We start from the raw sequence: 25,724 nt of genomic DNA, 5'->3' as shown, positions 1-25,724 counted from the left end.
GGAGCCCGGTCATTAAAATCCAGTAAACTCAAGGGGATTTCGTGACGGGCCCTTTCATTAAATATGATTGTTTGTAATGGATTCGAGACTTATGAGATACCCGCTTGTATCATCATAAGAATCACCTTTCATCCTTGCTTTAGGAGGGTGAAGGGTGATTTTTATTTATGCCGGTGCACATTAAACTCGATGTGTATCGGAAAAATCTTTTTAGAAAAGCTTTACATCTTTGAAAATTTTCATGATAATAGTTACAATATGAATTTATAAAATAGTGTTTTAATTTATTTTCTTTATGACAAAGCAGGAACATTTTCACTTCTTGCAATACGGGCTGATTGCCCATAACAACCGGATTGATTCAACTGTGTATCGGCAAAACATATAGATCCCTTCACTGAGTGAAGGCTTATTTTATTGATAAAAGGTGATTTCATGGCAAACGAGCAAGTGTTAACAGCTGAACAAGTAATTGAAAATGCTGGTAAATATTTGTCTGGTGATGATATAGATTTGGTGGCAAGAGCCTATCAGTTTGCGAAGGATGCTCATAGTGAGCAATATCGCAAATCAGGGGAGCCGTATATTATTCACCCGATTCAAGTAGCGGGGATTTTGGTTGATCTGGAGTTGGACCCAACGACAATCGCAGCGGGATTTTTACATGATGTGGTAGAAGATACAGATGTTACACTTGAACAACTAAAAGACACATTTAACGATGACGTTGCCATGCTAGTCGATGGTGTGACTAAACTCGGGAAAATTAAATATAAATCGAAAGAAGAGCAGCAGGCGGAGAATCATCGCAAAATGTTTGTGGCGATGGCACGAGACATTCGGGTCATTTTAATTAAATTGGCAGACCGTTTGCACAATATGCGTACGTTAAAGCACCTGCCTCAAGAGAAGCAGCGCCGCATCGCCAATGAGACATTGGAAATTTTTGCACCGCTGGCTCACCGTCTCGGTATCTCCAAAATCAAGTGGGAATTGGAAGATACGGCTTTGCGTTATTTAAATCCCCAACAGTATTATCGTATCGTCAATTTAATGAAACAAAAGCGTGCGGAGCGTGAACAATATATTGCGGAAGTAATTGATGAAGTCCGCGATCGGGTCAATGAAGTAGCCATTAAGGCGGAAATTTCCGGAAGACCGAAGCATATCTATTCCATCTATCGGAAAATGGCTTTACAAAACAAGCAATTCAATGAAATCTATGATTTGTTGGCCGTCCGCATTCTTGTGAGCAGCATTAAAGATTGTTATGCCGTCCTTGGTATCATTCATACATGTTGGAAGCCTATGCCGGGTCGATTTAAAGATTACATTGCAATGCCAAAGCCTAATATGTACCAATCTCTCCATACAACGGTTATAGGCCCTAAAGGGGACCCTTTGGAGGTGCAAATCCGCACGGTGGAAATGCATCATATTGCTGAGTATGGGGTAGCGGCACATTGGGCTTATAAAGAAGGAAAAACGGCCAATGACCGTGCGTCCTTTGAGGATAAGTTAACATGGTTCAGAGAAATATTAGAGTTCCAGAACGAATCGACGAATGCGGAAGAGTTTATGGAATCATTAAAAGTTGATCTTTTCTCCGATATGGTGTATATCTTTACTCCAAAAGGAGACGTTATTGAACTTCCAGCCGGGTCTGTACCAATTGATTTCGCTTATCGGATTCACTCTGAAATCGGAAATAAAACAATCGGCGCAAAAGTGAACGGCAAAATGGTAACGCTGGATTTTAAATTAAAGACCGGTGACATTATTGAGATTTTAACTTCGAAACATTCATATGGTCCGAGTCAAGATTGGCTCAAGCTCTCTCAAACAACTCAGGCCAAAAATAAAATTCGCCAATTCTTTAAGAAGCAGCGGCGTGAGGAAAATATCGAAAAAGGAAAAGAGCTTGTCGAAAAAGAAATCCGCAATTTGGATTTTGAAGTTAAAGAAGTTTTAACGCAAGATAACCTCAAAAGGGTTGCAGAGAAATTTAACTTTTCCAATGAAGAAGATATGTATGCCGCAGTAGGATATAATGGCATCACAGCTGCGCAAATTGCCAATCGTTTAACAGAGAAGTGGCGGAAGCAGCGCGACCAGGAACAAGAAATCAAAGAAATTATGAATGAGACAAAGCCTGCTCGAAAAGGGAAAAAACGGGATTCGGGTGTGGTAGTCCAAGGAATTGATAACTTGTTGATTCGCTTATCGAAGTGTTGTAATCCGGTGCCGGGAGATGAAATTGTCGGATTTATCACAAAAGGCCGCGGAGTGTCGGTTCACCGTGAAGATTGCTTGAATGTTCATACGGAAGAAGCCGAAAATCGCTTAATTCCTGTAGAATGGGAATCCCATATTAAAGAAGGGCGAGAATTTAACGTAGAGATTGAAATTTCCGGCTTTGATCGCCGAGGTTTGTTAAATGAGGTTTTACAAGCGGTGAATGAAACAAAGACAAACATCTCAGCAGTGTCGGGCCGTTCAGACCGCAATAAAATGGCAACCATCAACATGTCCATTTCAATTCATAACATTAATCATCTTCATAAAGTCGTCGAACGAATCAAACAGATTCGTGATATTTATTCCGTACGAAGAATTATGCATTAGAAAGGGTTTTTCGTTATGCGTGTAGTGGTTCAGCGTGCAAAAAATGCAAAGGTAGTGGTAGAAGGACAAACAGTCGGTGCCATTGAACATGGAGTAATGCTGTTGGTGGGAGTAACTCACTCCGATACTCCTGAAGACGCAGCATATGTGGCGGACAAGATTGCCAACTTGCGCATTTTTGAAGACGAGTCTCAAAAAATGAATTTATCTCTTCTTGATATTGGAGGAGAGGTGTTATCTGTCTCTCAATTTACCCTTTATGGAGATTGCCGTAAAGGAAGAAGGCCAAATTTCATGGAAGCTGCTAAGCCTGAGTATGCCAATGATATTTATGAGCAATTCAATGAAGAATTGACAAAAAAAGGTTTGAAAGTGGAGACCGGAGTATTTGGTGCCATGATGGATGTACAGTTTACAAATGATGGACCGGTGACGTTAATCATAGAGAGCAAATAAAGAAAACAAATGAACGGGCTGTTTCCAGCCCGTTCATTTGTTTTCTTCTGAAAAATATTTTGTGAGTCCTTTGACGATAGCTGTTACAGCGTTGTATTGAAACTCATCCGTCTGCAGGCGGGCTTCTTCTTGTTCGTGGCTTAAAAAACCGAGTTCCAATAAAACGGATGGCTGGGAGTTTTCGCGCAGCACGTAATAATCGCCATATCTTGCTTGTTTATCGGTAAACGTTGTAAGAGAAATCAACTCATGATGAATGCTTTCTGCAAGCGCTTTGTGATGGTCATAGTAAGTAATGATTCCCTGTAAAGCTGTATCTGGAGAACTATTATAGTGGATGCTGAGAAAAACATCGGCTTTTTTTTCTTTCGCTATGTTTACTCTTGTTTCAAGGGAGACATATTGATCGATCGTTCTGGTCATGATGACATCTGCACCGAGAGCTTTCAATCTTTTTTCGAGTAATTTAGCTGTAATGAGGTTCAAATCTTTTTCCAGTGTAGAGGCGGATGTACCGGTGGCTCCTTTATCGCGTCCGCCATGGCCGGCATCAATAACGATTGTTTTATGTTGTAATGTGGACAGTGATGTACCATATAAGCCCTGGAGACCTGAAGCAGGAGAGGAGACAAGGGATGGCGGTGCTAATAGAGAGTCTGAGATATCAGGCAATGAGTCGACATAACGTTTTGCTACCCATCCTGTCAATCCATTTGTTAATTGAACATGATACCAATCGTCTAATTTTTCAACAACAGACAAAATACTTCCCTTTGTTACTTTATCCACCACATCATGTGATGTTCCCGGTCCGCTTCGAACATTCAGTACATTTACTTGGACAGAAACAAATTCGCTTTGTGCATTCGTTTGGGGCTGAAAGGCCAAAAAAAAGAGGAGAATTCCAAGTTGAAAATAGAGTGGAAACTTTAAATATTTTACTGTCACTACGGTAACTCCTTTTCCTTTATTTGTGAAAGGATGTTCAAAAAGTCCGGGAAAAATCCCCGTCGAATTTACTTGTACAGGAAGTGCTGATCCGACGTTCGCCACAGGACGTGGCGGTCTTTAGTCGGGCTTCGTCACTCTGCCTCTCCGGTCCTCACGTATTAACCCCATACGTTCCGGTCCTCGAACTTCTCGGTTCTTTTTATCCTCCTTTTTGAACATGGATTGTAAGGTACTATTTCTCGATAAAAAGAAAAATTCCTGTAAGTAATAACGGGAAAATGGGAAAGATATGGAGGAAGATATGTCTTGCTTATTAAAAGAAAGAAGGGGATTGCATGAAGTTCAGTTCTAAAGGAGAACAGTCATTTACTCATCGTAATCAATTATTTGGAGTGAATTTCCATGATTTCATTCAGCGGGAGGCCAGCACAACTTCAGTCGAATTGGCATCGGAATTCGGCTTGAATTTACGTGATGTGAAAGCCTTAAAAAAGAATTTATCCCGTTCTTAATGGGAGCAGTTTCTTAAAAAGCTATTTGAATCTTTTTTATGTTTGCTTGCATATTTGAAATGTCCCTTTGTAAAGGCCCGTTATGCTCTCTTAGCATCGTTAATTAAGTGCTTGACAATTCGGAATTTCATTCGTAATATAGAAGACAATTGTTATAAAGTTACATACGAATAAAGACCCGTAAAAAACCGATGACGGAGAAAAGTAGTTAAGATGACACATGAAAAGAGAGGAAGTGCCTGGGGCTGAAAGCATTTCTGCATGATGACTTAACGAAAGAACACTCTCGAGGCTTCTCTCTGAAAAGACATGTCTTAGTAGGAGTTGAACGTATTCAGGCGTTAACGATTTAAGTGGAAGCAAAATTTGCTTCAATTAGGGTGGTACCACGAGAAATAATAACTCTCGTCCCTACATGTTTGTGTAGGGATGGGGGTTTTTTTGTTTTTTTTATAAAAAAGAAATAGGAGGCACACAACGTTTATGTCAATTCAAATTCCAAGAGGTACACAAGATATTCTTCCAGGTACTGTGGAACTATGGCAATATGTAGAACAGCAGGCGAGAACCATTTGCCGTATGTTTAATTATAAAGAAATCCGTACGCCGATGTTTGAACATACTGAATTGTTTCAGCGCAGTGTAGGAGATACGACTGATATTGTTCAAAAAGAAATGTACACATTTGAAGATCGGGGCGGACGCAGCATTACTCTTCGTCCGGAGGGAACAGCTGCAGTCGTGCGTTCTTTTGTGGAACAGAAAATGTTTGGAAGCCCTAATCAGCCAACGAAACTGTTTTACATCGGCCCAATGTTCCGCTACGAACGTCCCCAAGCAGGACGATTCCGCCAGTTTGTCCAATTTGGCGTAGAAGCGCTGGGAAGCAGCGATCCGGCAATTGATGCGGAAGTAATGGCTCTGGCTATGCAATTTTATCAATCATTAGGGTTAAAAAAGCTGCGCCTTGTCATTAACAGCTTAGGAGATGCGGAAAGCCGCCAGGCACACCGCCAAGCATTAATCGATCATTTTTCACCGAGAATCGGGGAGTTTTGTTCTGACTGCCAAAGCCGTCTGGAAAAAAATCCGCTTCGCATCCTTGATTGCAAAAAAGACCGTGATCATGAATTAATAAAAACGGCGCCTTCCATTTTCGATTATTTGAATGAGTATTCAAAAGCGTATTTCGAGAAGGTACAGCAATATTTGACGAGCTTACATATTGAGTTTGTGGTAGATCCAAATCTCGTACGCGGCCTTGACTACTATAATCATACAGCATTTGAAATCATGAGCGATGCAGAAGGTTTTGGTTCCATTACGACGCTTTGCGGCGGCGGACGATATAACGGGCTTGTTCAAGATGTCGGAGGGCCGGAGACGCCTGGAATCGGCTTTGCTTTAAGTATCGAGCGTTTGCTTGCGGCGCTTGCAGCAGAAAACGTTACATTGCCCATCCAGGAAAACATTGATTGCTACGTGGTAGCGATGGGTGATGCAGCAAAAGATTATTCTGTGTCCATTGTCAATGAGTTGCGCATGGGCGGCTTCGTGACAGAAAAGGATTATCAAGACAAAAAGATAAAAGCTCAATTTAAAGCTGCTGACCGATTACAAGCCCAATTCGTTATTGTTCTAGGTGATGAGGAATTGAATAAGCAGGTTGTAAATGTAAAGAACATGTCAACCGGCGAACAGCAGGAAGTAGCCATTCCAGCACTTGTTACACATTTAAAAGAAGCACGTTAAAAGGGGGATATCCATCATGAGAGGCAGATCTTATTACTGCGGGGAAGTAACAGAAAAAGCAATAGGCGAATCCGTGAAACTAAAAGGGTGGGTTCAAAAACGCCGTGATTTAGGCGGACTTATTTTCATTGATTTTCGCGATCGTACGGGTGTGGTACAAGTTGTTTTTAATCCGGAAGTATCAGCCGAAGCATTAAAGATAGCGGAAAGTGTACGCAATGAATTCGTCCTTCACATTGAAGGGAAAGTTGTGGCACGTGAAGAAGGTACTATCAATGCCAATTTAAAGACAGGCAAAATTGAAGTGCAAGCAGAAGCAGTCACTATTTTAAATAAAGCAAAAACACCTCCGTTTATGATTGAAGATAAAACGGACGTAGCGGAAGATGTCCGTTTGAAATATCGTTATTTAGATTTGCGCCGTCCGGTTATGTTCGAGACGATGAAAATGCGCAGTGATGTGACGAAAACGATCCGCAACTACTTGGATGACCATGACTTTTTAGATGTGGAAACGCCTATTTTAACAAAGAGTACGCCAGAAGGTGCCCGTGATTATTTAGTGCCGAGCCGTGTGCATCCAGGGAAGTTTTATGCACTTCCACAATCACCGCAAATCTTTAAACAATTATTAATGGTTTCTGGCTTTGAACGCTATTATCAAATTGCACGCTGTTTCCGTGACGAAGATTTACGTGCAGACCGCCAGCCGGAATTTACGCAAGTCGATATTGAAACATCTTTCTTGACACAAGATGAAATCATCGAGTTGACAGAGAACATGATGGTAAAAGTGATGAAAGATGTAAAAGGTATCGATGTTACGGCGCCATTCCCGCGCATGGCTTATGATGAGGCCATGAGCCGCTATGGTTCCGATAAACCGGATACTCGCTTTGGGATGGAATTAGTCGATCTTTCTGAGTTTGTAAAAGAGTGCGGTTTTAAAGTGTTCAGCGGAGCGGTTCAAAATGGCGGACAAGTAAAAGCCATTAATGTAAAGGGGGCTGCCGCGAACTATTCCCGCAAAGATATTGACGGTTTGCAAGAATATGCAGCGATTTACGGAGCAAAAGGGCTGGCATGGTTAAAAGTAGAAGAGGACGGCCTAAAAGGTCCTATCGCCAAGTTCTTTAATGAAGATGAGCAAAAGCAGTTCACAGATGCATTAGAAGCGTCTGTCGGCGATTTATTATTATTTGTTGCTGATAAGAAAAGTGTAGTGGCAGATGCGTTAGGCGGACTTCGTTTGAAGCTTGGAAAAGAGTTAGGTTTAATTGATGAAACGAAATTCAACTTCTTATGGGTAACAGATTGGCCGCTTTTGGAATACGCTGAGGAAGAAGGACGTTATTATGCAGCACATCATCCATTTACAATGCCGGTGCGTGAAGACCTTCAATATTTAGAGACGGACCCAGGAAAGGTGCGTGCTCAAGCTTACGACTTAGTCTTAAACGGCTATGAGCTTGGCGGCGGTTCGCTTCGTATTTACGAGCGTGACATTCAAGAAAAAATGTTCCAGGTACTCGGGTTTACGCTTGAGCAGGCTTATGAACAATTCGGCTTCTTATTGGAAGCTTTTGAGTACGGAACGCCTCCGCACGGCGGTATTGCCTTAGGACTTGACCGTCTTGTCATGCTGTTGGCAGGACGCACGAACTTGCGTGATACGATTGCATTCCCTAAAACAGCAAGTGCGAGCTGTCTACTGACAGAAGCACCTGGAGAAGTTAATTCAGCGCAATTAGCCGAGCTTCATTTAGAAACGCGTGCTAAAAAGAGTGAGTAAAATATCCTTTTTGCATAGCTTGAAAACAAATTTGTTCTATGATAGGATAATCTCAAGAAGCAAGAAGTCCTGATGTGTTCGTCTTATAACCTATTGTTTTGACCGAACAATAAGTTATAAGGGAGCTCGGAGTTTTCGGTTAGCGTAAATGCCTTTGGCTAAAGGACTTACAATAATTGAAACAGAGCACCCACCTGCTGTGAGCGGGTTCAAAACGAAGGCATCTGAAGACGGCACGATTGGGACTTTCCTTTATCCGTATATTCAACCCTATGCAGTGAAACTGCATAGGGTTTTCATATGCAGTTTCCAAAACATTGAAAACCAATAGAGTTAGTGGAGTTAAATAAAGGAGAATTCCAGCAGTGGGTATTGCCCGTTAGAGCGGGATAAAAACCATGATATCGTCAAACTCTAAATACCACGGAAGTATAAAAATGAACGGAGTGTGAAGCAAATGTTGCATCAGTTTTCGCGTAATGAGCTTGCAATTGGAAAAGAAGGACTTGAGAAGTTAAAAGGAAGTACAGTGGCTGTTCTTGGAATTGGAGGAGTAGGCTCATTTTCAGTAGAGGCATTGGCACGGTCTGGTGTAGGACGCCTTGTATTAGTTGACAAAGATGATGTCGACATTACGAATGTAAATCGCCAAATCCACGCTTTATTGTCTACAGTAGGCCGTCAAAAAGTGGAGTTAATGAAAGAACGTGTCGCAGATATTAATCCGGAATGTGAAGTCATTGCCTTAAAAATGTTTTATACAGAAGAGACATATGAACAGTTTTTCAGCTACAATCCGGATTTTGTGGTGGATGCTTCTGATACGATTTCATATAAAATCCATTTGATGAAAGAATGCTTGAAACGTGATATCCCAATCATTTCAAGTATGGGAGCGGCAAATAAAATGGATCCTACCCGTTTTCGCGTTGCCGATATTTCGAAGACTCATACAGATCCAATAGCCAAAGTTGTCCGTACGCGTTTGCGCAAAGAAGGAATTCGTAAGGGGATTCCGGTTGTGTTTTCGGACGAAAGTCCAATCATTATTCGTGAAGAGGTGCGTAAAGTAGTCGGGAACGACCAAGCAGAAATTCGCAAAGCGAAAATGCCGCCGTCCTCGAATGCTTTTGTACCGTCAGTAGCGGGATTAATCATGGGTGGATATGTCATTACAGAGTTGCTAAAGGATATTCCGATTCATCGTGTAGGGCAAGACGGACGTTAAAAAGCTTTTCAGCCTAATGGCTGAAAAGCTTTTTTGTTGTCCAACTGCATGAGCCAGCCCTACGGCAATTTCGCTTCTTCCTGCGGAGTCAAAAAGCGACTCTTTCTCAGAAGCTCAAATTTTCTGTGGGAACATCTATGGATGGCAAGGGTTCCAGCCGTGTTCACAGGACGTGAGCGTTCTTAGGCTGCCAATGTCTCTTAAGATTGAACAGTCGCCTCCGCTTTTCTCAGGTCGAAAACATTTGAGTATGTACTTCTCTTCCGGGCAGGAAGGCAGGAGAAGAAAATTCGGTTTCTTCTAACGATACTAATTGTGTGGCCCGTTGCATAATCTGCAAAAGTGTTTGATAGTCTTCTTGAATAGTAGCTTGTTGTTGTTGTAATTGTTCAAGTTTTGCTTCCAGCTGCTTGTTTTGAATAGACAGCTGTTCGTTTTCTTGTCGAAGTAATTCATTTTGTTTAGCTAAAACGTGAGACTCCGATTGATTAGAACGAATTTGACATAAAAACTGAATTACTTCATTTAGTCCTATATTTTGAAGCGGAGCCATCAATTCGGTTGCATGCTCTTCAATGAAATATTCTTTAGAGTTGTCCTCAAGCATCGAAGGGAAGACTGCTTTTTTTGCAGCTTTCTGTGAATGTTCCAGTGCTCGTTTTCTTTCTTTGCGCTGTTTTTTTGCTAGAGCGACCGCTTCATTATATTTTTTTCGGACTTCTGCATTCCATCGAAAACCGCATGCTGCGGAAGTCCTGTTTAATTTGTCGCCTACTTCATCAAAAGCCGCCAGCTGTGTACCGCCCTCACGAATATAGCGAAGCACCGTTTCAGCCAATAATAAATCGTCATCATGGGACCAGGCATCCTGTCTAATCTTCACAAGATCAACTCCCGTCATTGATAGTTTCTTGTATAATAGACTTGCCCATTCAATCCATGATTATACGTTTTCTCTTTTTTGAATTTGCTAGATTTCTTATATGTAAATATATGTTCAACTTTTACATTTGTCGTCTTTTTATTTTTTATCATAGGTATAAGTAATGGAGTATGGACGAAACGGTCCATGCTCCATTACTTATGCTGATTGATTTTTTCGTAGATTTGGGCAAGAGCCTGTTCAAATTTTCCTGTCTTTTTCGGTTCGTAATATTTATGATTTTTAATGCGGTTCGGTAAATATTGCTGCTTCACCCATCCGCTTTCATAATCGTGCGGATACAGATAATTAACGCCGCGCCCGAGCTTCTCTGCCCCTTTGTAGTGAGCATCCTTTAAATGGGCTGGTATTTCTCCTGTCTGTCCTTTGCGGATCTCGGAAAGGGCAGCATCAAGGGCTTTGTAAGCTGAATTCGACTTCGGCGATAGGCAGAGCTCAATGACGGCATTGGCAAGAGGAATGCGGGCTTCTGGAAAACCAAGCCTTTCAGCTGACTCAATGGCCGCAAGTGTCCTTGGAGCAGCCTGAGGGTTAGCAAGTCCGATGTCTTCATAGGCGATGACAATGAGTCGTCTGTTAATGCTAATTAAGTCTCCTGCTTCGATGAGTCTCCCTAAGTAGTGTAACGCAGCGTTCACATCACTCCCGCGAATGGATTTTTGGAAGGCAGATAGGACGTCATAGTGGGCATCGCCGTTTTTATCATGTGTCAGGTATTTTTTTTGTAAACATTCTTCGGCAATAGCCAAGTCAACGATGATTTTGCCTTCTTTACCGGGATCGGTTGATAATACGGCCAACTCAAGAGCACCAAGAGCCGAGCGGACATCACCATTGCAAGCTGTGGCAAAATGCTCAAGACCTTCTTCGGTCATTTCCACGTGCTCATGCCCTAGACCGTTCTGTTCATCTTCTAAAGAACGCAAAAGGGCAATCTTTATTTCTTTAGGTGTGAGAGGCTTTAGTTCGAAAATTTGACATCGGCTGCGAATCGCTGGATTAATTGCGTGGTATGGATTGCTTGTTGTAGCCCCAATCAGCGTAATCATTCCGTTTTCAAGGTAAGGAAGAAGAAAGTCTTGTTTTGCTTTATCAAGACGATGGACTTCATCAAGCAATAAAATCACTTTTCCGGACATTTTTGCTTCTTGGGCAACAATTTCCATATCTTTCTTGTTGTTCACGACAGCATTTAATTGCCGAAACGCAGTATGGGTGCTTTTCGCTATCGCTGTAGCAATCGTTGTCTTCCCTGTACCGGGCGGACCATATAAAATCATGGAGCTAACATGATTGGCTTTTACCATCCGATGAATGATTTTTCCCTCTCCCACAAGGTGCTGCTGTCCAATGACATCTTCGAGCCGATTTGGACGCATGCGGAAGGCAAGTGGTTTTTTGCTCATATTGATCTCTCCTATTGATATACATGAAATCTATATAAATCGATTTGGAAAATTCGACATGGCCAAAAAACGGCCATGTCAAATTTTCTAGACCTAAGCGGCTGTCACCCCCCTTGCGGGGTTGGCGCCATCCGCATAGGTAAAACCTTTGAGGGCAGATTCAAGTTGCCTCAATGACTGATTGTGACTGTCCTTTGATGGAATGAAGAAGTGTCGAGTGATTAAGTAGAATGTATATATTATAGGCAACTGCCGGTAGAAATGCATCTCATATGAATAGTATGCTATAATGTCATGGTCTTAACTTTTTGTATAATAACGATAGGAATACTTGATATAATAGAAGGACTTAATATAGAGAAATGAAAACGGACATGAAAGGGTGACGGGTATGAAGATTTCAACAAAAGGGCGTTACGGATTAACAATTATGATTGAATTAGCAAAAAAGTTTGGGGAAGGGCCTATCTCTTTGAAGACAATTGCTCAAACCCATGATCTATCTGAGCATTATTTGGAGCAGCTCATTTCACCTTTACGGAACGCAGGATTGGTAAAAAGTATAAGAGGGGCTTATGGCGGTTATATTTTGGCCAAGGAGCCTGCACTTATCACGGCAGGTGATATTATTTCCGTATTAGAAGGGCCTATCAGTCCAGTAGAAGGTTTAGAAGAAGAAGAGCCGGCTAAACGAGAGTTGTGGATTCGGATTCGAGATGCGGTCAGGGAAGTGTTGGACAGTACGACGCTGGAGGATTTAGCGAATCACAGCGATGGAGACGCAGCCTCTTATATGTTTTATATATAAAACCATTCCCGCAGCATACGGGAATGCTCTGTTTAAAGGTGAGAAAGTATAACTTTTTCGATGACGGGTGTCTAGCTCCAGCGCCTAGCTTAGCAAGGGAAAAGACAAAAGCCCTCGTAAGGCAAAGAGCGCCTTCCGGGTCTTTTTCTATTTCCTTGGGCCAACAGGATGTGGGTCATGCCGACCTTAGTCGGTCTTCTTTGACCAAGGCGCTTGCGCTTTTCTTATGGAAGGAGTGTTAAGATTGGAACGAATTTATTTAGATCATGCGGCAACATCTCCGATGCATCCAGCCGTGATCGATAAAATAACAACAGTGATGAAGAATGTGTTCGGAAACCCTTCGAGCATTCATTTTTATGGGCGAGAAAGCAGGCATTATATCGATGAAGCTCGTCAAACGATGGCTTCAAGCATCGGAGCAAAGCCTAATGAAATTATCTTTACAAGCGGCGGCACGGAAGCGGATAATATGGCTTTGACCGGAGTGGCTCTTGCGAATCGGGATAAAGGAAATCATATTATTACGGCCCAAATTGAACATCATGCCGTTCTCCATACGTGCCAGGCATTAGAAAAGCAAGGGTTTCAAGTGACATATTTGCCGGTGGATGAAGCGGGACGGATCAGTGCAAAACAGTTGCAAGAAGCGTTAACAGATGATACGATTCTTGTCTCCATCATGTATGGAAATAATGAAGTAGGAACGATTCAGCCAATCGTTGAAATAGGTGAAGTAGTAAAGGGCCATCAGGCGTTTTTTCATACAGATGCTGTGCAAGCATACGGACTTCTTTCTATAGATGTAAAACAACTGGGAATCGACCTTTTGTCTGTATCTTCTCATAAAATCAATGGACCAAAAGGAATCGGTTTTTTGTATGCGGCTTCGCATGTTCCGCTGTCTCCTCTATTGTTTGGAGGAGAACAGGAGAGAAAAAGAAGAGCAGGTACAGAGAATGTAGCCAGTATTGCAGGCTTTGAAGAAGCGGTAGTGATTTCACAACAAACCCTGGCTGAAAAAGCAGCTCAATACACACAATATAAAGAAAAGATGATTAGCGTTTTTCAAGAAGAAGGGATTGAGTTTTCAGTTAATGGAACGCTTGATTCCTCTCTTCCGCATGTTTTAAACATTGCTTTTCCAGGAACAAATGTGGAATCAATGCTTGTGAATCTTGATTTAGCGGGAATCGCTGTCTCGAGCGGTTCTGCTTGTACAGCAGGTTCGATTGATCCATCCCATGTGTTAGTAGCGATGTTCGGGAAAGATTCAGATCGGTTGATTTCATCGATTCGTTTTAGCTTCGGTCTTGGAACGACAATGGAGCAAGTCGAAAAGGCGGCACATGAAACGGCCCGAATTGTCAAACGACTAGTCAAATAATACGGAGGTGAACAAGTTGACAAAGGCACCAAAAGACACGCGTGTCGTTGTAGGAATGAGCGGCGGGGTCGATTCGTCCGTTGCAGCCTTGCTGTTAAAAGAGCAGGGATATGATGTTATCGGGATTTTTATGAAAAACTGGGATGACACGGATGAAAACGGAGTATGTACCGCGACGGAAGACTATAATGATGTGATTCGTGTATGCAACCAGATCGGCATACCCTATTATGCGGTCAACTTCGAAAAACAATATTGGGACAAGGTATTTACGTACTTTTTAGATGAATATAAAGCAGGACGTACACCGAATCCCGATGTAATGTGCAATAAAGAAATTAAGTTCAAAGCATTTTTGGAGCATGCGATGACCCTTGGAGCGGATTATTTGGCAACAGGGCATTACGCCCGCGTGGAGTACCGGGACGGAGAATACAAAATGCTTCGCGGCTTAGATGAGAATAAAGACCAAACGTATTTCTTAAATCAACTGGGACAAGAGCAATTGTCAAAGGTGATGTTCCCCATTGGAAACATCGATAAGGCAAAGGTGCGTGAGATTGCGAAAGAAGCCGGATTGGCAACAGCTGCGAAAAAGGACAGTACCGGTATTTGTTTTATCGGGGAGCGCAATTTTAAAGAATTCTTAAGCCAATATTTACCGGCGCAGCCCGGACAAATGCAAACGCTGGATGGCGAAGCGAAAGGTAAGCATGACGGCTTAATGTACTATACGATTGGCCAGCGTCACGGGCTTGGCATCGGTGGAAGCGGCGAGCCATGGTTTGCTGTCGGGAAGAATTTGGAGAAGAACATTTTATATGTAGATCAAGGGTTCCATAATGATGTGCTTTATTCAGATTCGATCACTGCCACAAATGTCAGTTGGGTAAGTGACAAGGAGCGTTCGGATTCATTTACATGTACAGCGAAATTCCGTTATCGTCAGGCGGACAATAAAGTAACGGTACAGAAAATGGACGAAAACACGGTGAAGGTTATTTTTGATGAACCAATCCGAGCGATTACTCCTGGACAGGCCGTTGTCTTTTACGATGGTGAAGAGTGCTTAGGCGGCGGAACGATCGATCAAGTTTTTAAAAATGGAAAAGAGTTATGGTATGTATAAAAATAGGGTGCCTCTACAGGCATCCTATTTTTACATCAAACCACACTTTTACTTGGATAAACGGTTAGCGGGATGTATATTTGAGCTTATGCTATACTTATCCTAGAAAAAATAGTAATCAATGGAGTGAATAAAATGGATCATAACCAATTAGGGATTCAATATATGCAAGAAGGAAAGTATGATGAAGCGGCAAAAGCTTTTTCTGCGGCAATCGAAGAAAATCCGAAGGAAGCACTTGGATATGTGAACTTCGGAAATTTATTGGCTGCGGTCGAAGAAAATGAGAAGGCATTAAAGTTTTTTGAACGGGCCGTTGAAATGGATGGACAGGCGGCAACTGCCCATTACGGTGCAGGAAATGTACATTTTAAATTAGAGCAGTTGAATGAAGCAAAACAACACTTTGAGCAGGCGTTACAAAAGGGTCTAAACTCCCCTGACGTATATTTTATGCTTGGTTTATCACTCGTTTATACGAACGAGCTTCGTCTTGCTCTTCCATATTTGCAGCGTGCGGTCGAATTGAATGAAGAGGATGTGGAAGCACGCTTTCAATATGGTTTATGTTTAGCACAGCTTGAGATGCTTGATGAGGCAATAGAGCAGTTTATGCAAGTGATTGAAAGGGAAGAACATGCCGATGCTTATTATAATCTTGGAGTAGCATATGCTTTTAAAGAAAATCAAGACAAGGCGCTGGAAATGTTCCGAAAAGCGGTGGAGGTTCAGCCAGATCATCTTTTGGCGGGTAACGGCATCCGTCTATTGACAGAACAGTAAACTCTTATCTTCTTTTTAGCCGTTATATGGCAGGACTTGACGGAAAGGAGGGAGAAAATGGACGATCAAAAGTTGAAAATTGAACAAGATGAGCGTTCTTACATAAAAGGGACATTAATTGCGACCATTTTTCATAATGAAGATAACTTGTATAATGTATCCCGCATTCGCATTCAGGAGACAGATGTAGTAACAGAAGAAAAGGAAATGGCTGTGACAGGTTATTTTCCGCGGTTGCACGAAGGAGAAGCCTACACTTTTTATGGGGCTTTGAAAGAGCATCAGCGATTTGGGTGGCAGTTTAATGTGGAGCGATTTAAAAAAGAGCTTCCTCAATCGAGACAAGGAGTCATCCAATATTTATCAAGTGATTTATTTCATGGAATCGGAAAGAAAACGGCAGAAAAAATTGTAGACGTTCTTGGAGAAAATGCCATTTATAAAATTTTGCATGATTCGGCTGTCTTAAAGCAAGTGCCGAAGCTCTCAGAAGATAAAGCCGAATCGCTTGTGCAGCAGCTAAGGGAGCATGAAGGGCTGGAAGAAGTGATGGTGCAGCTCTCCGACTATGGATTTGGACCGCAGCTATCGATGAAGATCTTCCAGGCATACAAAAATGAAGCCCTTCAAATTATTCGTGAAAATCCATATCAGCTTGTAGAGGACATACAAGGAATAGGTTTTAATCGCGCGGATGAACTGGGGAAAAATCTGGGCATGTCAAACAATCATCCAGACCGGATGAGAGCGGGCATTTTATATGTGCTGGAACAAGAGTGTATCCAAATCGGCCATATTTATCTTACTCTCGATCAATTATTTGAGCATACAGCGGCTTTATTAAGCCACAGCCGGCATGAGCCTGTCTCGGAAATTGACATTACAAGAGAGCTTGAAAATTTAAAAGCGGATAAAAAAGTCAAAATCGTCGAAGATAAAATTTACATTCCGCCTCTTTATTACGCTGAAAAAGGTGTTGTGAAAGCAATTGATAAGATTTTGGCCCAAACGGAATATGAAAACCAATTCCCAGAGTCGGAGTTTTTGCTGGCACTTGGTCACTTGGAAGAACGATTAGGTGTGCAATATGCCCCGTCTCAAAAAGAAGCCATTCAAACCGCTCTTATGTCCCCTATGATCCTGCTGACAGGCGGACCGGGTACAGGAAAAACGACGGTCATTAAAGGAATCGTCGAATTGTACGCAGATTTGCATGGCTGTTCATTAAATCCAAAAGACTATAAAAAAGATGATCCCTTTCCCGTTTTGCTGGTAGCCCCGACAGGACGTGCGGCAAAACGGATGAGTGAAGCGACAGGCCTTCCTGCTGTGACGATTCATCGCCTGTTGAAATGGAATGGACAAGAAGGATTTGAGCATGATGAAGAAAATCCGATCGAAGGAAAGTTATTGATTGTCGACGAAGTGTCAATGGTGGATATTTGGCTTGCCCATCAATTGTTTAAGTCCTTGCCTTCCAATTTACAAATGATTCTTGTGGGAGACGAAGATCAGCTTCCTTCGGTCGGTCCGGGACAAGTGCTGAAGGATTTACTGAGGTCAAATGCCATTCCGACCGTTCGCCTGACAGATGTCTATCGCCAGGCGGAAGGTTCCTCGATTATCGAGCTTGCCCATTTTATCAAAAAAGGGGAGCTGCCGGATGATTTAGGCAAAGCGAAACCTGATCGATCTTTTATTAAATGCCAGGCTCATCAGATTACCGATGTTGTCCAAAAAGTATGTGCCAGTGCTTTGAAAAAAGGATACAATGCACGGGATATTCAAGTGCTTGCTCCGATGTATAAGGGAAATGCAGGAATTGACAGATTAAATGTCGTCCTTCAAGAGCTGTTCAACCCTAATTCCGGGAAAAGACGGGAGTTGCAATACGGAGACGTGACATATCGTGTCGGTGATAAAGTATTACAGCTTGTCAATCAGCCGGAAAGCAATGTCTTCAACGGAGATATGGGAGAAATCGTGTCCGTCTTTTATGCAAAAGAAAATACGGAAAAACAAGATATGCTCGTCATTTCTTTTGATGGAAACGAAGTGACCTATACGAAACAAGACTTTGGCCAAATTACCCATGCTTACTGCTGCTCCGTTCATAAATCTCAGGGAAGCGAGTTTCCTATCGTCATTTTGCCGGTTGTGAAAAGCTATTATCGAATGCTTAGACGCAATTTAATTTATACGGCTGTCACAAGAAGCAAACAATTTCTTATTTTGTGCGGTGAGGAAGAGGCGCTGCGCTTAAGCGTTAAGAGAGATGATGATGCATTGCGCCAAACGACCTTGATGGATATGCTGGCAGGTCAGCAGGTTGAAGATGAAGTACCGTTTATGAAAGATGCTAATATTGGAATGGAAAACGTTACGCCGTATGACTTTTTATAATTTGTCAAATGCTAAGCATAGTCGTACATGGGTTATGACCCGTCGGATTTCTGCAAAGTTTGGGCAGAACGTATATTTATGGAAAAACGGACAACACTGAGTAAAAAGAAACGAAACGAAGAGGTGTTCGTAAGTGTTGTTAAAATGCCCAAATTGCAGAAGTATTGATGTTGGCAAAATCGGTGTTAATCAGTATTATTGCTGGAGTTGCTTTATTGAACTGACCATTTCTAAAGGTGTCATTCATACACATCAAGTAGAAGAAGACGGGACATTAAGTTCATTGGACGATTTATTTTCAGATGATGAGCGTACCATTAATCTTTAGCAGGGGGATTATCATGAACAGACTTATTTCTTCAATGGTTGCATTTGGAGTCGGTGCTTATGCGTATAAAATGGCAGAAGATAGAGGTATGATGACAAGACGCAATATGAATAAAATGCGTAAGCGCGTCATGAGAAGCTTTTCGTAAAGAAAAATAAAAGAGGGCTTTTAGCCCTCTTTTATTTTTTTGTATAGATTGATGGGAAGGTGCCTAACACTAACCAATAGGAGGCGTTTTGAATGAAACAAGTCTCAGTTATTTGGTTTTATCGTTTAGGAATTATCCTATTGTCTTTTTTATGTGTATACGTCTTTTTTAAGATTCAGTTTCTCTGGGTGCCTGTTTTAAAAGTTATCTTTACGGCTTTGACCCCTTTTATTATTGCAGGATTCATTACGTATTTGCTGCATCCTATTATTGAAAAACTGCATAAAAGCGGTGTACCGAGACCTTTAGCCATTTTCATTATTTATTTATTCTTTTTTGGGGGCGTCGGCTACGGGTTGTATAAAGGTATTCCTCTTTTTATTGAACAGCTCAAAGACTTAAATGAGCATTTGCCTGAATTTACGCAAATGTACCGGGGGTGGGTTGCTGAAGTTCACAATCAAACCTCTTCCCTTCCCAACGGGGTTCATGAGCGGATTGAGTATGGCATTAATAAATTGGAGACAACTTTGGAAACTGGGCTAACGGGCATAATGAGCAGCTTTAAAGGGATCTTAAACTATATTATCCTATTTGTGACCATCCCTTTTATCGTGTTTTACATGCTTAAGGATTTTCGTCTTATTGAGAAATCGGCAGCATTTTTGACCCCTTCCAAATGGCATGAATCGGGAAAGCGTTTTTTGCATGATGTGGATGAGTCGCTTGGAAATTATATTCGCGGACAGTTATTCGTCTGTTTAATTATTGGAACGCTCGCTGCCCTTGCTCTCTGGTTGTTTAAGGTACCTTATCCGCTGTTATTGGGCATTATCATCGGGTTGACAAATGTTATTCCATATTTCGGTCCTATTATAGGAGCGGCTCCTGCAGCTGTTATTGCAGCCACCATTTCTGTTAAGCTTGTGCTGATTGTACTTGTCATTATTTTTGCGCTGCAATTTTTAGAAGGGAATGTTTTGTCGCCTTTAATCGTGGGTAAAACGCTGCATATCCATCCGCTTTTCATCATGCTGTCTCTTTTAATCGGAGGAGAAGTGGGAGGGATTATCGGATTGATTTTGGCGGTTCCCATTTTAGCGGTTTTGAAAGTGACTATTCTTCATTTGCGGGGGCGTTTTGCGGAACATTGACAAAGGGGTTTGAATTTGTCATAATAGCGCCATAAGTATTCGAAAAGCATTACATATATAAAACGAAGAAGGATCGAGTATGTTGCAGCCCATCTAAAAGAGAGGAATGTCCAAGGCTGAAAGGGATTCCAGATGAAGAGTAACAGAAGGCTAATCCAGAGTGCAGGAAAAACCTGCCGTGCAAGCAACGTTAAAGCTGTTGAGGTGATGAGTGTTCTAACAAACACTCATAATCAGGGTGGTACCGCGAGCAAAACTCTCGTCCCTGTCATGGGATGAGGGTTTTTTTGTGCCGTTTTTCACCTTCCTGAAGCGGTATGTGTTGCAGAATCAGCGGGCTTGATCGTTCTTCCTAAAGTGTGTGTTCAAAAAGGAGGACAAAAAGGGCAGAGAAGTTCAAGGAAGCGCCGCTTTGAGCAACGGAGCGTATGGTGTTAGTGTTAATACGTGAGTAGCAGAAAAGCAAGCTGACGCCGAAATTCGACGGTCATTTTTCCCGGACTTTTTGAACAACCTCTAAAATATGGTTAGTTTACTAAGGAGGTTATTTTATTATGAAAAAGCTTACTTCAGCGCAAGTGCGTCAAATGTATTTAGACTTCTTCCAGGAAAAAGGCCACGCAGTGGAGCCGAGTGCTCCGCTGGTGCCGATTGATGACGCATCTTTATTGTGGATTAACAGTGGTGTAGCGACATTAAAAAAATACTTTGATGGCCGCGTCATTCCGGATAATCCACGCATTTGTAATGCACAAAAATCAATTCGTACAAACGATATTGAAAATGTCGGTAAAACGGCACGCCATCATACATTCTTTGAGATGTTAGGCAATTTCTCCATCGGTGACTACTTTAAAGAAGAAGCCATCGAGTGGGCATGGGAATTTTTAACGAGCGAAAAATGGATTGGATTTGATCCGGAACGTCTATCCATCACTGTTCATCCAGAAGATACGGAAGCATATGATATTTGGACTCAAAAAGTTGGAATTCCTGCTGAGCGCATGATACGTTTGGAAGGAAACTTCTGGGATATCGGAGAAGGCCCAAGTGGGCCGAACACGGAAATTTTCTACGATCGCGGCGAAGAATACGGAAACGATCCGAGCGATCCGGAACTTTATCCGGGCGGCGAGAATGAGCGTTATTTAGAAGTATGGAACTTAGTGTTCTCACAATTCAATCATAATCCAGACGGTACGTATACTCCGCTTCCAAAGAAAAACATTGATACAGGAATGGGCTTGGAGCGTATGTGTTCGGTTATCCAAGATGTGCCGACTAACTTTGATACGGATCTTTTTATGCCGATTATCGAAGCGACTCAAACGATTTCAGGTGAAAAATACCGTGTAGATAAAGAGAAGGATGAAGCATTTAAAGTTATTGCTGACCACATTCGTACAGTAACGTTTGCTGTCGGAGATGGAGCTCTTCCTTCAAATGAAGGCCGCGGTTACGTGTTGCGCCGTTTATTGCGCCGTGCGGTTCGCTATGCGAAAAAGCTCAACATCAACCGTCCATTCATGTACGAGCTTGTCCCGGTAGTGGGCGAGATTATGGTCGATTACTATCCGGAAGTAAAAGAAAAAACAGACTTTATCCAAAAAGTCATCAAAAATGAGGAAGAACGATTCCATGAGACACTTCATGAAGGACTTTCCATCTTATCCAGCGTGATCAAGAAAGAAAAAGAAAAGGGAAGCGACACAATTTCCGGTGAAGATGTATTCCGCTTATATGACACATATGGGTTCCCTGTGGAATTGACGGAAGAGTATGCGGAAGAAGAAGCGATGAAAGTGGACCACGAAGGATTCGAGCGTGAAATGAACGCTCAGCGTGAGCGTGCCCGTGCAGCACGCCAAGATGTGGATTCCATGCAGGTCCAAGGCGGTGTCCTAGGTGAAATTAAAACAGAAAGCGCATTTGTTGGTTATGATAAATCACAAGTGGAAACAGTTGTTGATGTGATCGTTCAAGACGGACAGCTTGTAGACGAAGTGAAGGCAGGAGAAGAGGCGCAAATCATTTTACGTGAAACACCTTTCTATGCTGAGAGCGGGGGGCAAATTGCTGACCAAGGTGAAATCACAAGCGGTACAACACGAGTGATTGTAAAAGACGTACAAAAAGCGCCAAACGGCCAAAACCTGCATCATGTTCAAGTAGTGGAAGGCGTGTTGACAAAAGGTGAAACATACACAGCGACAATCCACGAGGAGAAGCGCGGCCATATTATTAAGAACCATACGGCTACACACTTGTTGCATCAGGCGTTAAAAGATGTGCTTGGCACGCACGTTAACCAAGCTGGTTCGCTTGTAAATCCTGAGCGTTTACGTTTTGACTTCTCGCATTTTGGTCAAGTCACCCAAGAAGAGTTAGAGAAGATTGAACAAATCGTCAATGAGAAGATCTGGAAAAGCATCCAGGTTGTCATTGAGAATAAAGCAATCGATGAAGCGAAAGCAATGGGTGCCATGGCGCTGTTCGGAGAGAAGTACGGAGATATTGTTCGCGTTGTTCAAGTTGGGGATTACAGCTTAGAGCTTTGCGGAGGCTGCCACGTTCCAAATACCTCTGTCATCGGATTATTTAAAATTGTTTCTGAATCAGGTATCGGTGCGGGAACTCGCCGTATTGAAGCGGTCACTGGCGAGCATGCTTACAAATTGATGAATGACCAAGTCTCTTTATTAAAAGAAGCGTCAGGAAAAGTAAAAGCAAATCCACGTGATTTGGTTACCCGTATTGAAGGCTTATTGGAAGAAATTCGAGGATTGCAGCGCGAAAATGAATCACTTGCTGCAAAATTGGGCAACATTGAAGCTGGAAACCTTGTTGATAAGGTGCAGCAAGTGGATGGAGTCAATGTACTGGCGAGCAAGGTAAATGCGACAGATATGAATAACTTACGCTCAATGGTTGATGACTTAAAACAAAAGTTTGGTTCTGCTGTCATTGTATTAGCTTCTGCAAATGAAGGCAAAGTGAATATTGTAGCAGGTGTTACGAAAGACTTAATGGATAAAGGGTATCATGCAGGAAAATTGGTTAAAGAAGTGGCCACACGCTGCGGCGGAGGCGGCGGGGGCCGTCCGGACATGGCGCAGGCAGGCGGAAAAGACCCAAGTAAAATCGAAGAATCATTGAGCTTCGTAGAACAATGGGTTAAATCCGTTTAATTCTCTAGGCAATTGGTGTAAAATAGAAATAAGACAAGTCAGCGAGAGTTCGTCCATTGACTATGAGGGTGAGGTGCAAAGCATGAGCTCATTTGATCAAACAATGAAATTCAACTTTCAAGAAGAACCGGCAGATACAAATGTTCATGAAGTGTTATTTACGGTTTATGATGCTCTGCAAGAAAAAGGTTACAATCCAATTAACCAAATCGTCGGTTATTTACTATCAGGTGATCCGGCGTACATTCCGCGTCATAAAGATGCGCGCAACATCATTCGAAAGTTAGAGCGCGATGAACTAATTGAGGAGCTTGTGAAATCTTATTTAAAACAACAGCGAGAGGGTTAATACATGCGCACACTTGGACTAGATGTTGGAACTAAGACAATAGGTGTAGCTGTTAGTGACGGGATGGGCTGGACTGCTCAAGGATTGGAAACGATCCGAGTAGAAGAAGACAAAACAGAACAGGCTATCCCAAGGCTGAAAGAGCTCATTGACACATATGAGGTAGACAAGCTGGTAGTAGGGCTGCCAAAGAACATGAACGGTACCGTTGGGCCGCGGGGGGAAGCTTGTATCGAATTTGCCGAGGATCTAAAACAAGCTCTTGGCTTAGAGGTCATCATGTGGGATGAGCGTCTTTCTACCATGGCAGCGGAACGCGTCCTATTGGAAGCTGACGTCAGCAGAAAAAAACGTAAGAAAGTCATCGACAAAATGGCTGCAGTCATGATTTTACAAGGATATTTGGATAGTAAGCAATAAAAGCGGAGGCGACTGTTCAGCTCGTGAAGGAAATAGGGATTGACCCCGTATACGCTTTTTACCTTATGAGGGCAATCATCATTTCCACAACGAGCTAGGAGCCGCAGCTAGATAGTAAACAATAACAACAAGAATAGTTACTTAATTAAAAAATGAGGTGCTAAACAATGGAACATGGTGAAAAAAATATTACAGTAATCGATGAAAATGGCAACGAGCAATTATGTGAGGTATTATTTACATTTGACTCTGAAGAATTTGGGAAATCTTACGTTCTTTACTATCCGATGAGCAGTGAGCAAGATGATGACGAAGAAATCGAAATCCATGCTTCAAGCTTCACTGCCGGTGAAAACGGTGTAGACGGCGAACTTCAACCGATTGAATCAGAAGAAGAATGGGATTTAATCGAAGAAATGCTCAACACGTTCTTAGACGAAGAAGAAGGCGAATAAAAATACAAAAGGCTTCCTTTTACAAAAGGAAGCCTTTTGTATTTTTACTAGGAAAGAAAAGTTGAAGAGGGTAGATGTAATACTTGTCAAGAGTTAGCAAGAAAAGTGAGTCGACTATTGTTTTTAACAATAGATGTAATTCCATTTTTTGTGTTTGATGAGAGGCCTTGCTTTGCAAGGCCTCTCATCTCGTTGTATGGTCCTCCTGGAAGGAGAGACCATACAACGAGAATTGGTAGGATTTTTTTGTCTAATCGTGACGAAAATGACGAAAGATTGTAGTATAATAAAACGCAGTGAAGGGAGGATGATTGATTTTGTCAAACTCATTATACGTAAATGGTCAATCATCAAGACGAAGGCCTAAAAAATGGTTAATCTTTTTTTTAATTATAAGTTTGCTGACCGCCGGAACCGCAGCGGGTGCTTTTATATATATTAGTTCCGCTTTATCACCCGTAAATTCAAAGAATAAAGATATTGTTGAAGTGATGATTCCAACAGGTTCATCAGTTGGAGCCATTGCCCGCCAGTTGGAGAAAGAAGGAGTCATTCGTGACGAGAGAATTTTTCGCTATTATGTAAAATGGAAAAACGAACAAGGTTTTCAAGCGGGTAATTATGCTTTTTCTCAAGCGATGGAAATGAAAGAGATTATTAAAAGTCTTCAAAGCGGGGAAAGTGCTCAGAAGCCTAAATTTAGGCTTCCTATTCCGGAAGGAAGTCAGCTTTGGCAAATTGCTGAAACGATTGCGGCTAACACGAGTTATACAGAAGAAGCAGTATTGAAGAAAATGTCGGATAGACAGTTTATCAAAACGTTGAGTCAAAAGTATCCCGATTTAATTACGGATGAAGTGCTGGCTCAAAACATCCAATATCCTTTAGAAGGGTATTTTTATCCTGCAACGTATTCGTTTTATACCGAAAAAGTTTCAATAGAAGACATTTTGGATAAAATGGTAGGAAAAACAAATGATGTCATTCAGGTGTATAAACCATTGATGAAAGAGCAAAATGTCACAAGTCATAAATTGCTGACGATGGCTTCTCTTATTGAAGAAGAAGCAACTCAAAAAACGGACCGCGAAAAAATCGCCAGCGTATTTTACAATCGTTTAGAAATTGGCATGCCGCTCCAAACCGATCCCACTGTCCTTTATGCACTTGGAAAGCATAAGGATCGAGTTTATTATAAAGATTTAGAAGTGGACTCTCCATATAACACGTATAAGGTAAAGGGGATACCTCCAGGGCCTATCGCCAATGCAGGAGAAATGTCTATTATTGCCGCGCTGCAGCCTGCTGAGACGGATTACTTGTTTTTCCTGGCAACGTCTACCGGCGAAGTGATTTTTACAAAAACGCTGGAAGAGCATAATCAACAAAAGGCTACTCATATTACGAAAAAAACGAATCCTAGTTCTTAAAGTTCAACTAACCATCAGCATTAGAGCGTTTTAGCTGATGGAAGTTGAGCTTTGCCCCGCTCTAACGGCCGGTAGGG

22 protein-coding genes, 1 other RNA gene and 2 other annotated features are annotated in these 25,724 nt (G+C 42.0%); of the genes, 20 read left to right on the top strand and 3 right to left on the bottom strand.

Translation table 11 applies throughout. From position 1 onward, the window contains the following. The first annotated feature begins 435 nt into the window (after window positions 1–435). Entirely contained in the window at window positions 436–2,625 is a 2,190-nt protein-coding gene (locus tag BK575_RS22870) for a RelA/SpoT family protein (RefSeq protein ID WP_078413880.1), read from the top strand. Window positions 2,626–2,640: 15 nt separating this feature from the next. Beyond that, window positions 2,641–3,081, top strand: a complete 441-nt coding sequence (dtd, locus tag BK575_RS22865) for a D-aminoacyl-tRNA deacylase (protein WP_078413879.1) — start codon at window positions 2,641–2,643, stop codon at window positions 3,079–3,081. Between the two features lie 33 nt (window positions 3,082–3,114). Here dtd and BK575_RS22860 read toward each other — a convergent pair whose 3' ends face one another. Next, complete coding sequence (locus BK575_RS22860; protein ID WP_169907953.1) at window positions 3,115–4,029, bottom strand: N-acetylmuramoyl-L-alanine amidase; 915 nt, start codon at window positions 4,027–4,029, stop codon at window positions 3,115–3,117. Window positions 4,030–4,367: 338 nt separating this feature from the next. Between BK575_RS22860 and BK575_RS22855 the strand changes: the two genes are divergently transcribed. From BK575_RS22855 to BK575_RS22835, 5 genes are all read left to right on the top strand, one after another. Continuing rightward, complete coding sequence (locus tag BK575_RS22855; protein ID WP_078413877.1) at window positions 4,368–4,544, top strand: RNA polymerase subunit sigma-70; 177 nt, start codon at window positions 4,368–4,370, stop codon at window positions 4,542–4,544. 182 nt (window positions 4,545–4,726) lie between these two features. Then, window positions 4,727–4,960 (top strand) — a binding site (T-box leader). A 67-nt stretch (window positions 4,961–5,027) separates the two neighbouring features. Further along, a complete protein-coding gene (gene hisS, locus BK575_RS22850; RefSeq protein WP_078413876.1) occupies window positions 5,028–6,296 on the top strand; it encodes a histidine--tRNA ligase in 1,269 nt (422 codons plus the stop codon). Window positions 6,297–6,312: 16 nt separating this feature from the next. Continuing rightward, a complete protein-coding gene (gene aspS / locus BK575_RS22845) occupies window positions 6,313–8,088 on the top strand; it encodes an aspartate--tRNA ligase (protein WP_078413875.1) in 1,776 nt (591 codons plus the stop codon). A gap of 63 nt (window positions 8,089–8,151) precedes the next feature. Next, window positions 8,152–8,338, top strand: a non-coding RNA gene (ssrS, locus tag BK575_RS22840) — 6S RNA. 207 nt (window positions 8,339–8,545) lie between these two features. Further along, window positions 8,546–9,316, top strand: a complete 771-nt coding sequence (locus BK575_RS22835; protein WP_078413874.1) for a tRNA threonylcarbamoyladenosine dehydratase — start codon at window positions 8,546–8,548, stop codon at window positions 9,314–9,316. A gap of 229 nt (window positions 9,317–9,545) precedes the next feature. Here BK575_RS22835 and BK575_RS22830 read toward each other — a convergent pair whose 3' ends face one another. Beyond that, window positions 9,546–10,199, bottom strand: a complete 654-nt coding sequence (locus BK575_RS22830) for an RsfA family transcriptional regulator (RefSeq protein ID WP_328589531.1) — start codon at window positions 10,197–10,199, stop codon at window positions 9,546–9,548. Between the two features lie 194 nt (window positions 10,200–10,393). Further along, on the bottom strand, window positions 10,394–11,665 hold the full coding sequence (locus BK575_RS22825) for a replication-associated recombination protein A (protein WP_078413872.1): 1,272 nt from the start codon (window positions 11,663–11,665) through the stop codon (window positions 10,394–10,396). Between the two features lie 391 nt (window positions 11,666–12,056). Between BK575_RS22825 and cymR the strand changes: the two genes are divergently transcribed. The 13 genes from cymR (at window position 12,057) to mltG (ending at window position 25,647) form a co-directional block, all read left to right on the top strand. Then, window positions 12,057–12,473: a cysteine metabolism transcriptional regulator CymR gene (gene cymR, locus BK575_RS22820; protein ID WP_028395006.1), complete on the top strand. Its 417-nt coding sequence runs from the start codon at window positions 12,057–12,059 to the stop codon at window positions 12,471–12,473. 244 nt (window positions 12,474–12,717) lie between these two features. Then, complete coding sequence (locus tag BK575_RS22815) at window positions 12,718–13,860, top strand: cysteine desulfurase family protein (protein WP_078413871.1); 1,143 nt, start codon at window positions 12,718–12,720, stop codon at window positions 13,858–13,860. Window positions 13,861–13,876: 16 nt separating this feature from the next. Next, the gene (mnmA, locus tag BK575_RS22810) at window positions 13,877–14,989 is read left to right on the top strand and encodes a tRNA 2-thiouridine(34) synthase MnmA (protein ID WP_078413870.1); all 1,113 of its coding nucleotides are present in this window, start codon (window positions 13,877–13,879) and stop codon (window positions 14,987–14,989) included. Window positions 14,990–15,124: 135 nt separating this feature from the next. After that, window positions 15,125–15,772 carry a tetratricopeptide repeat protein gene (locus BK575_RS22805; protein WP_078413869.1) on the top strand — a complete coding sequence of 216 codons (648 nt, stop codon included), beginning with the start codon at window positions 15,125–15,127 and terminating at the stop codon, window positions 15,770–15,772. 57 nt (window positions 15,773–15,829) lie between these two features. Continuing rightward, window positions 15,830–18,175, top strand: coding sequence for an SF1B family DNA helicase RecD2 (gene recD2 / locus BK575_RS22800; protein ID WP_078413868.1), 2,346 nt, complete (start codon window positions 15,830–15,832; stop codon window positions 18,173–18,175). 136 nt (window positions 18,176–18,311) lie between these two features. Further along, window positions 18,312–18,503 (top strand): hypothetical protein, encoded by a 192-nt coding sequence (locus BK575_RS22795; protein WP_078414926.1) that lies wholly within the window; start codon window positions 18,312–18,314, stop codon window positions 18,501–18,503. Window positions 18,504–18,516: 13 nt separating this feature from the next. Beyond that, a complete protein-coding gene (locus BK575_RS22790; RefSeq protein ID WP_078413867.1) occupies window positions 18,517–18,651 on the top strand; it encodes a YrzQ family protein in 135 nt (44 codons plus the stop codon). A gap of 92 nt (window positions 18,652–18,743) precedes the next feature. After that, window positions 18,744–19,805 (top strand): AI-2E family transporter, encoded by a 1,062-nt coding sequence (locus BK575_RS22785; protein ID WP_078413866.1) that lies wholly within the window; start codon window positions 18,744–18,746, stop codon window positions 19,803–19,805. Window positions 19,806–19,861: 56 nt separating this feature from the next. Then, window positions 19,862–20,075: a binding site (T-box leader), on the top strand. 284 nt (window positions 20,076–20,359) lie between these two features. Continuing rightward, window positions 20,360–22,993 (top strand): alanine--tRNA ligase, encoded by a 2,634-nt coding sequence (alaS, locus tag BK575_RS22780; protein ID WP_078413865.1) that lies wholly within the window; start codon window positions 20,360–20,362, stop codon window positions 22,991–22,993. 82 nt (window positions 22,994–23,075) lie between these two features. Beyond that, window positions 23,076–23,342: an IreB family regulatory phosphoprotein gene (locus BK575_RS22775; RefSeq protein ID WP_028394998.1), complete on the top strand. Its 267-nt coding sequence runs from the start codon at window positions 23,076–23,078 to the stop codon at window positions 23,340–23,342. 3 nt (window positions 23,343–23,345) lie between these two features. Continuing rightward, on the top strand, window positions 23,346–23,762 hold the full coding sequence (gene ruvX, locus BK575_RS22770) for a Holliday junction resolvase RuvX (RefSeq protein ID WP_078413864.1): 417 nt from the start codon (window positions 23,346–23,348) through the stop codon (window positions 23,760–23,762). A 167-nt stretch (window positions 23,763–23,929) separates the two neighbouring features. Next, on the top strand, window positions 23,930–24,217 hold the full coding sequence (locus BK575_RS22765) for a DUF1292 domain-containing protein (protein ID WP_078413863.1): 288 nt from the start codon (window positions 23,930–23,932) through the stop codon (window positions 24,215–24,217). A gap of 317 nt (window positions 24,218–24,534) precedes the next feature. Continuing rightward, window positions 24,535–25,647: an endolytic transglycosylase MltG gene (gene mltG / locus BK575_RS22760; protein WP_078413862.1), complete on the top strand. Its 1,113-nt coding sequence runs from the start codon at window positions 24,535–24,537 to the stop codon at window positions 25,645–25,647. Window positions 25,648–25,724 lie beyond the last annotated feature (77 nt).

The sequence above is a fragment of the Priestia abyssalis genome, assembly GCF_002019595.1.
Taxonomy (GTDB): domain Bacteria; phylum Bacillota; class Bacilli; order Bacillales; family Bacillaceae_H; genus Bacillus_BA; species Bacillus_BA abyssalis.
The sequence above is the reverse complement of the archived record's forward strand: the minus strand, read 5'-3'. Positions and strand labels throughout refer to the sequence as shown.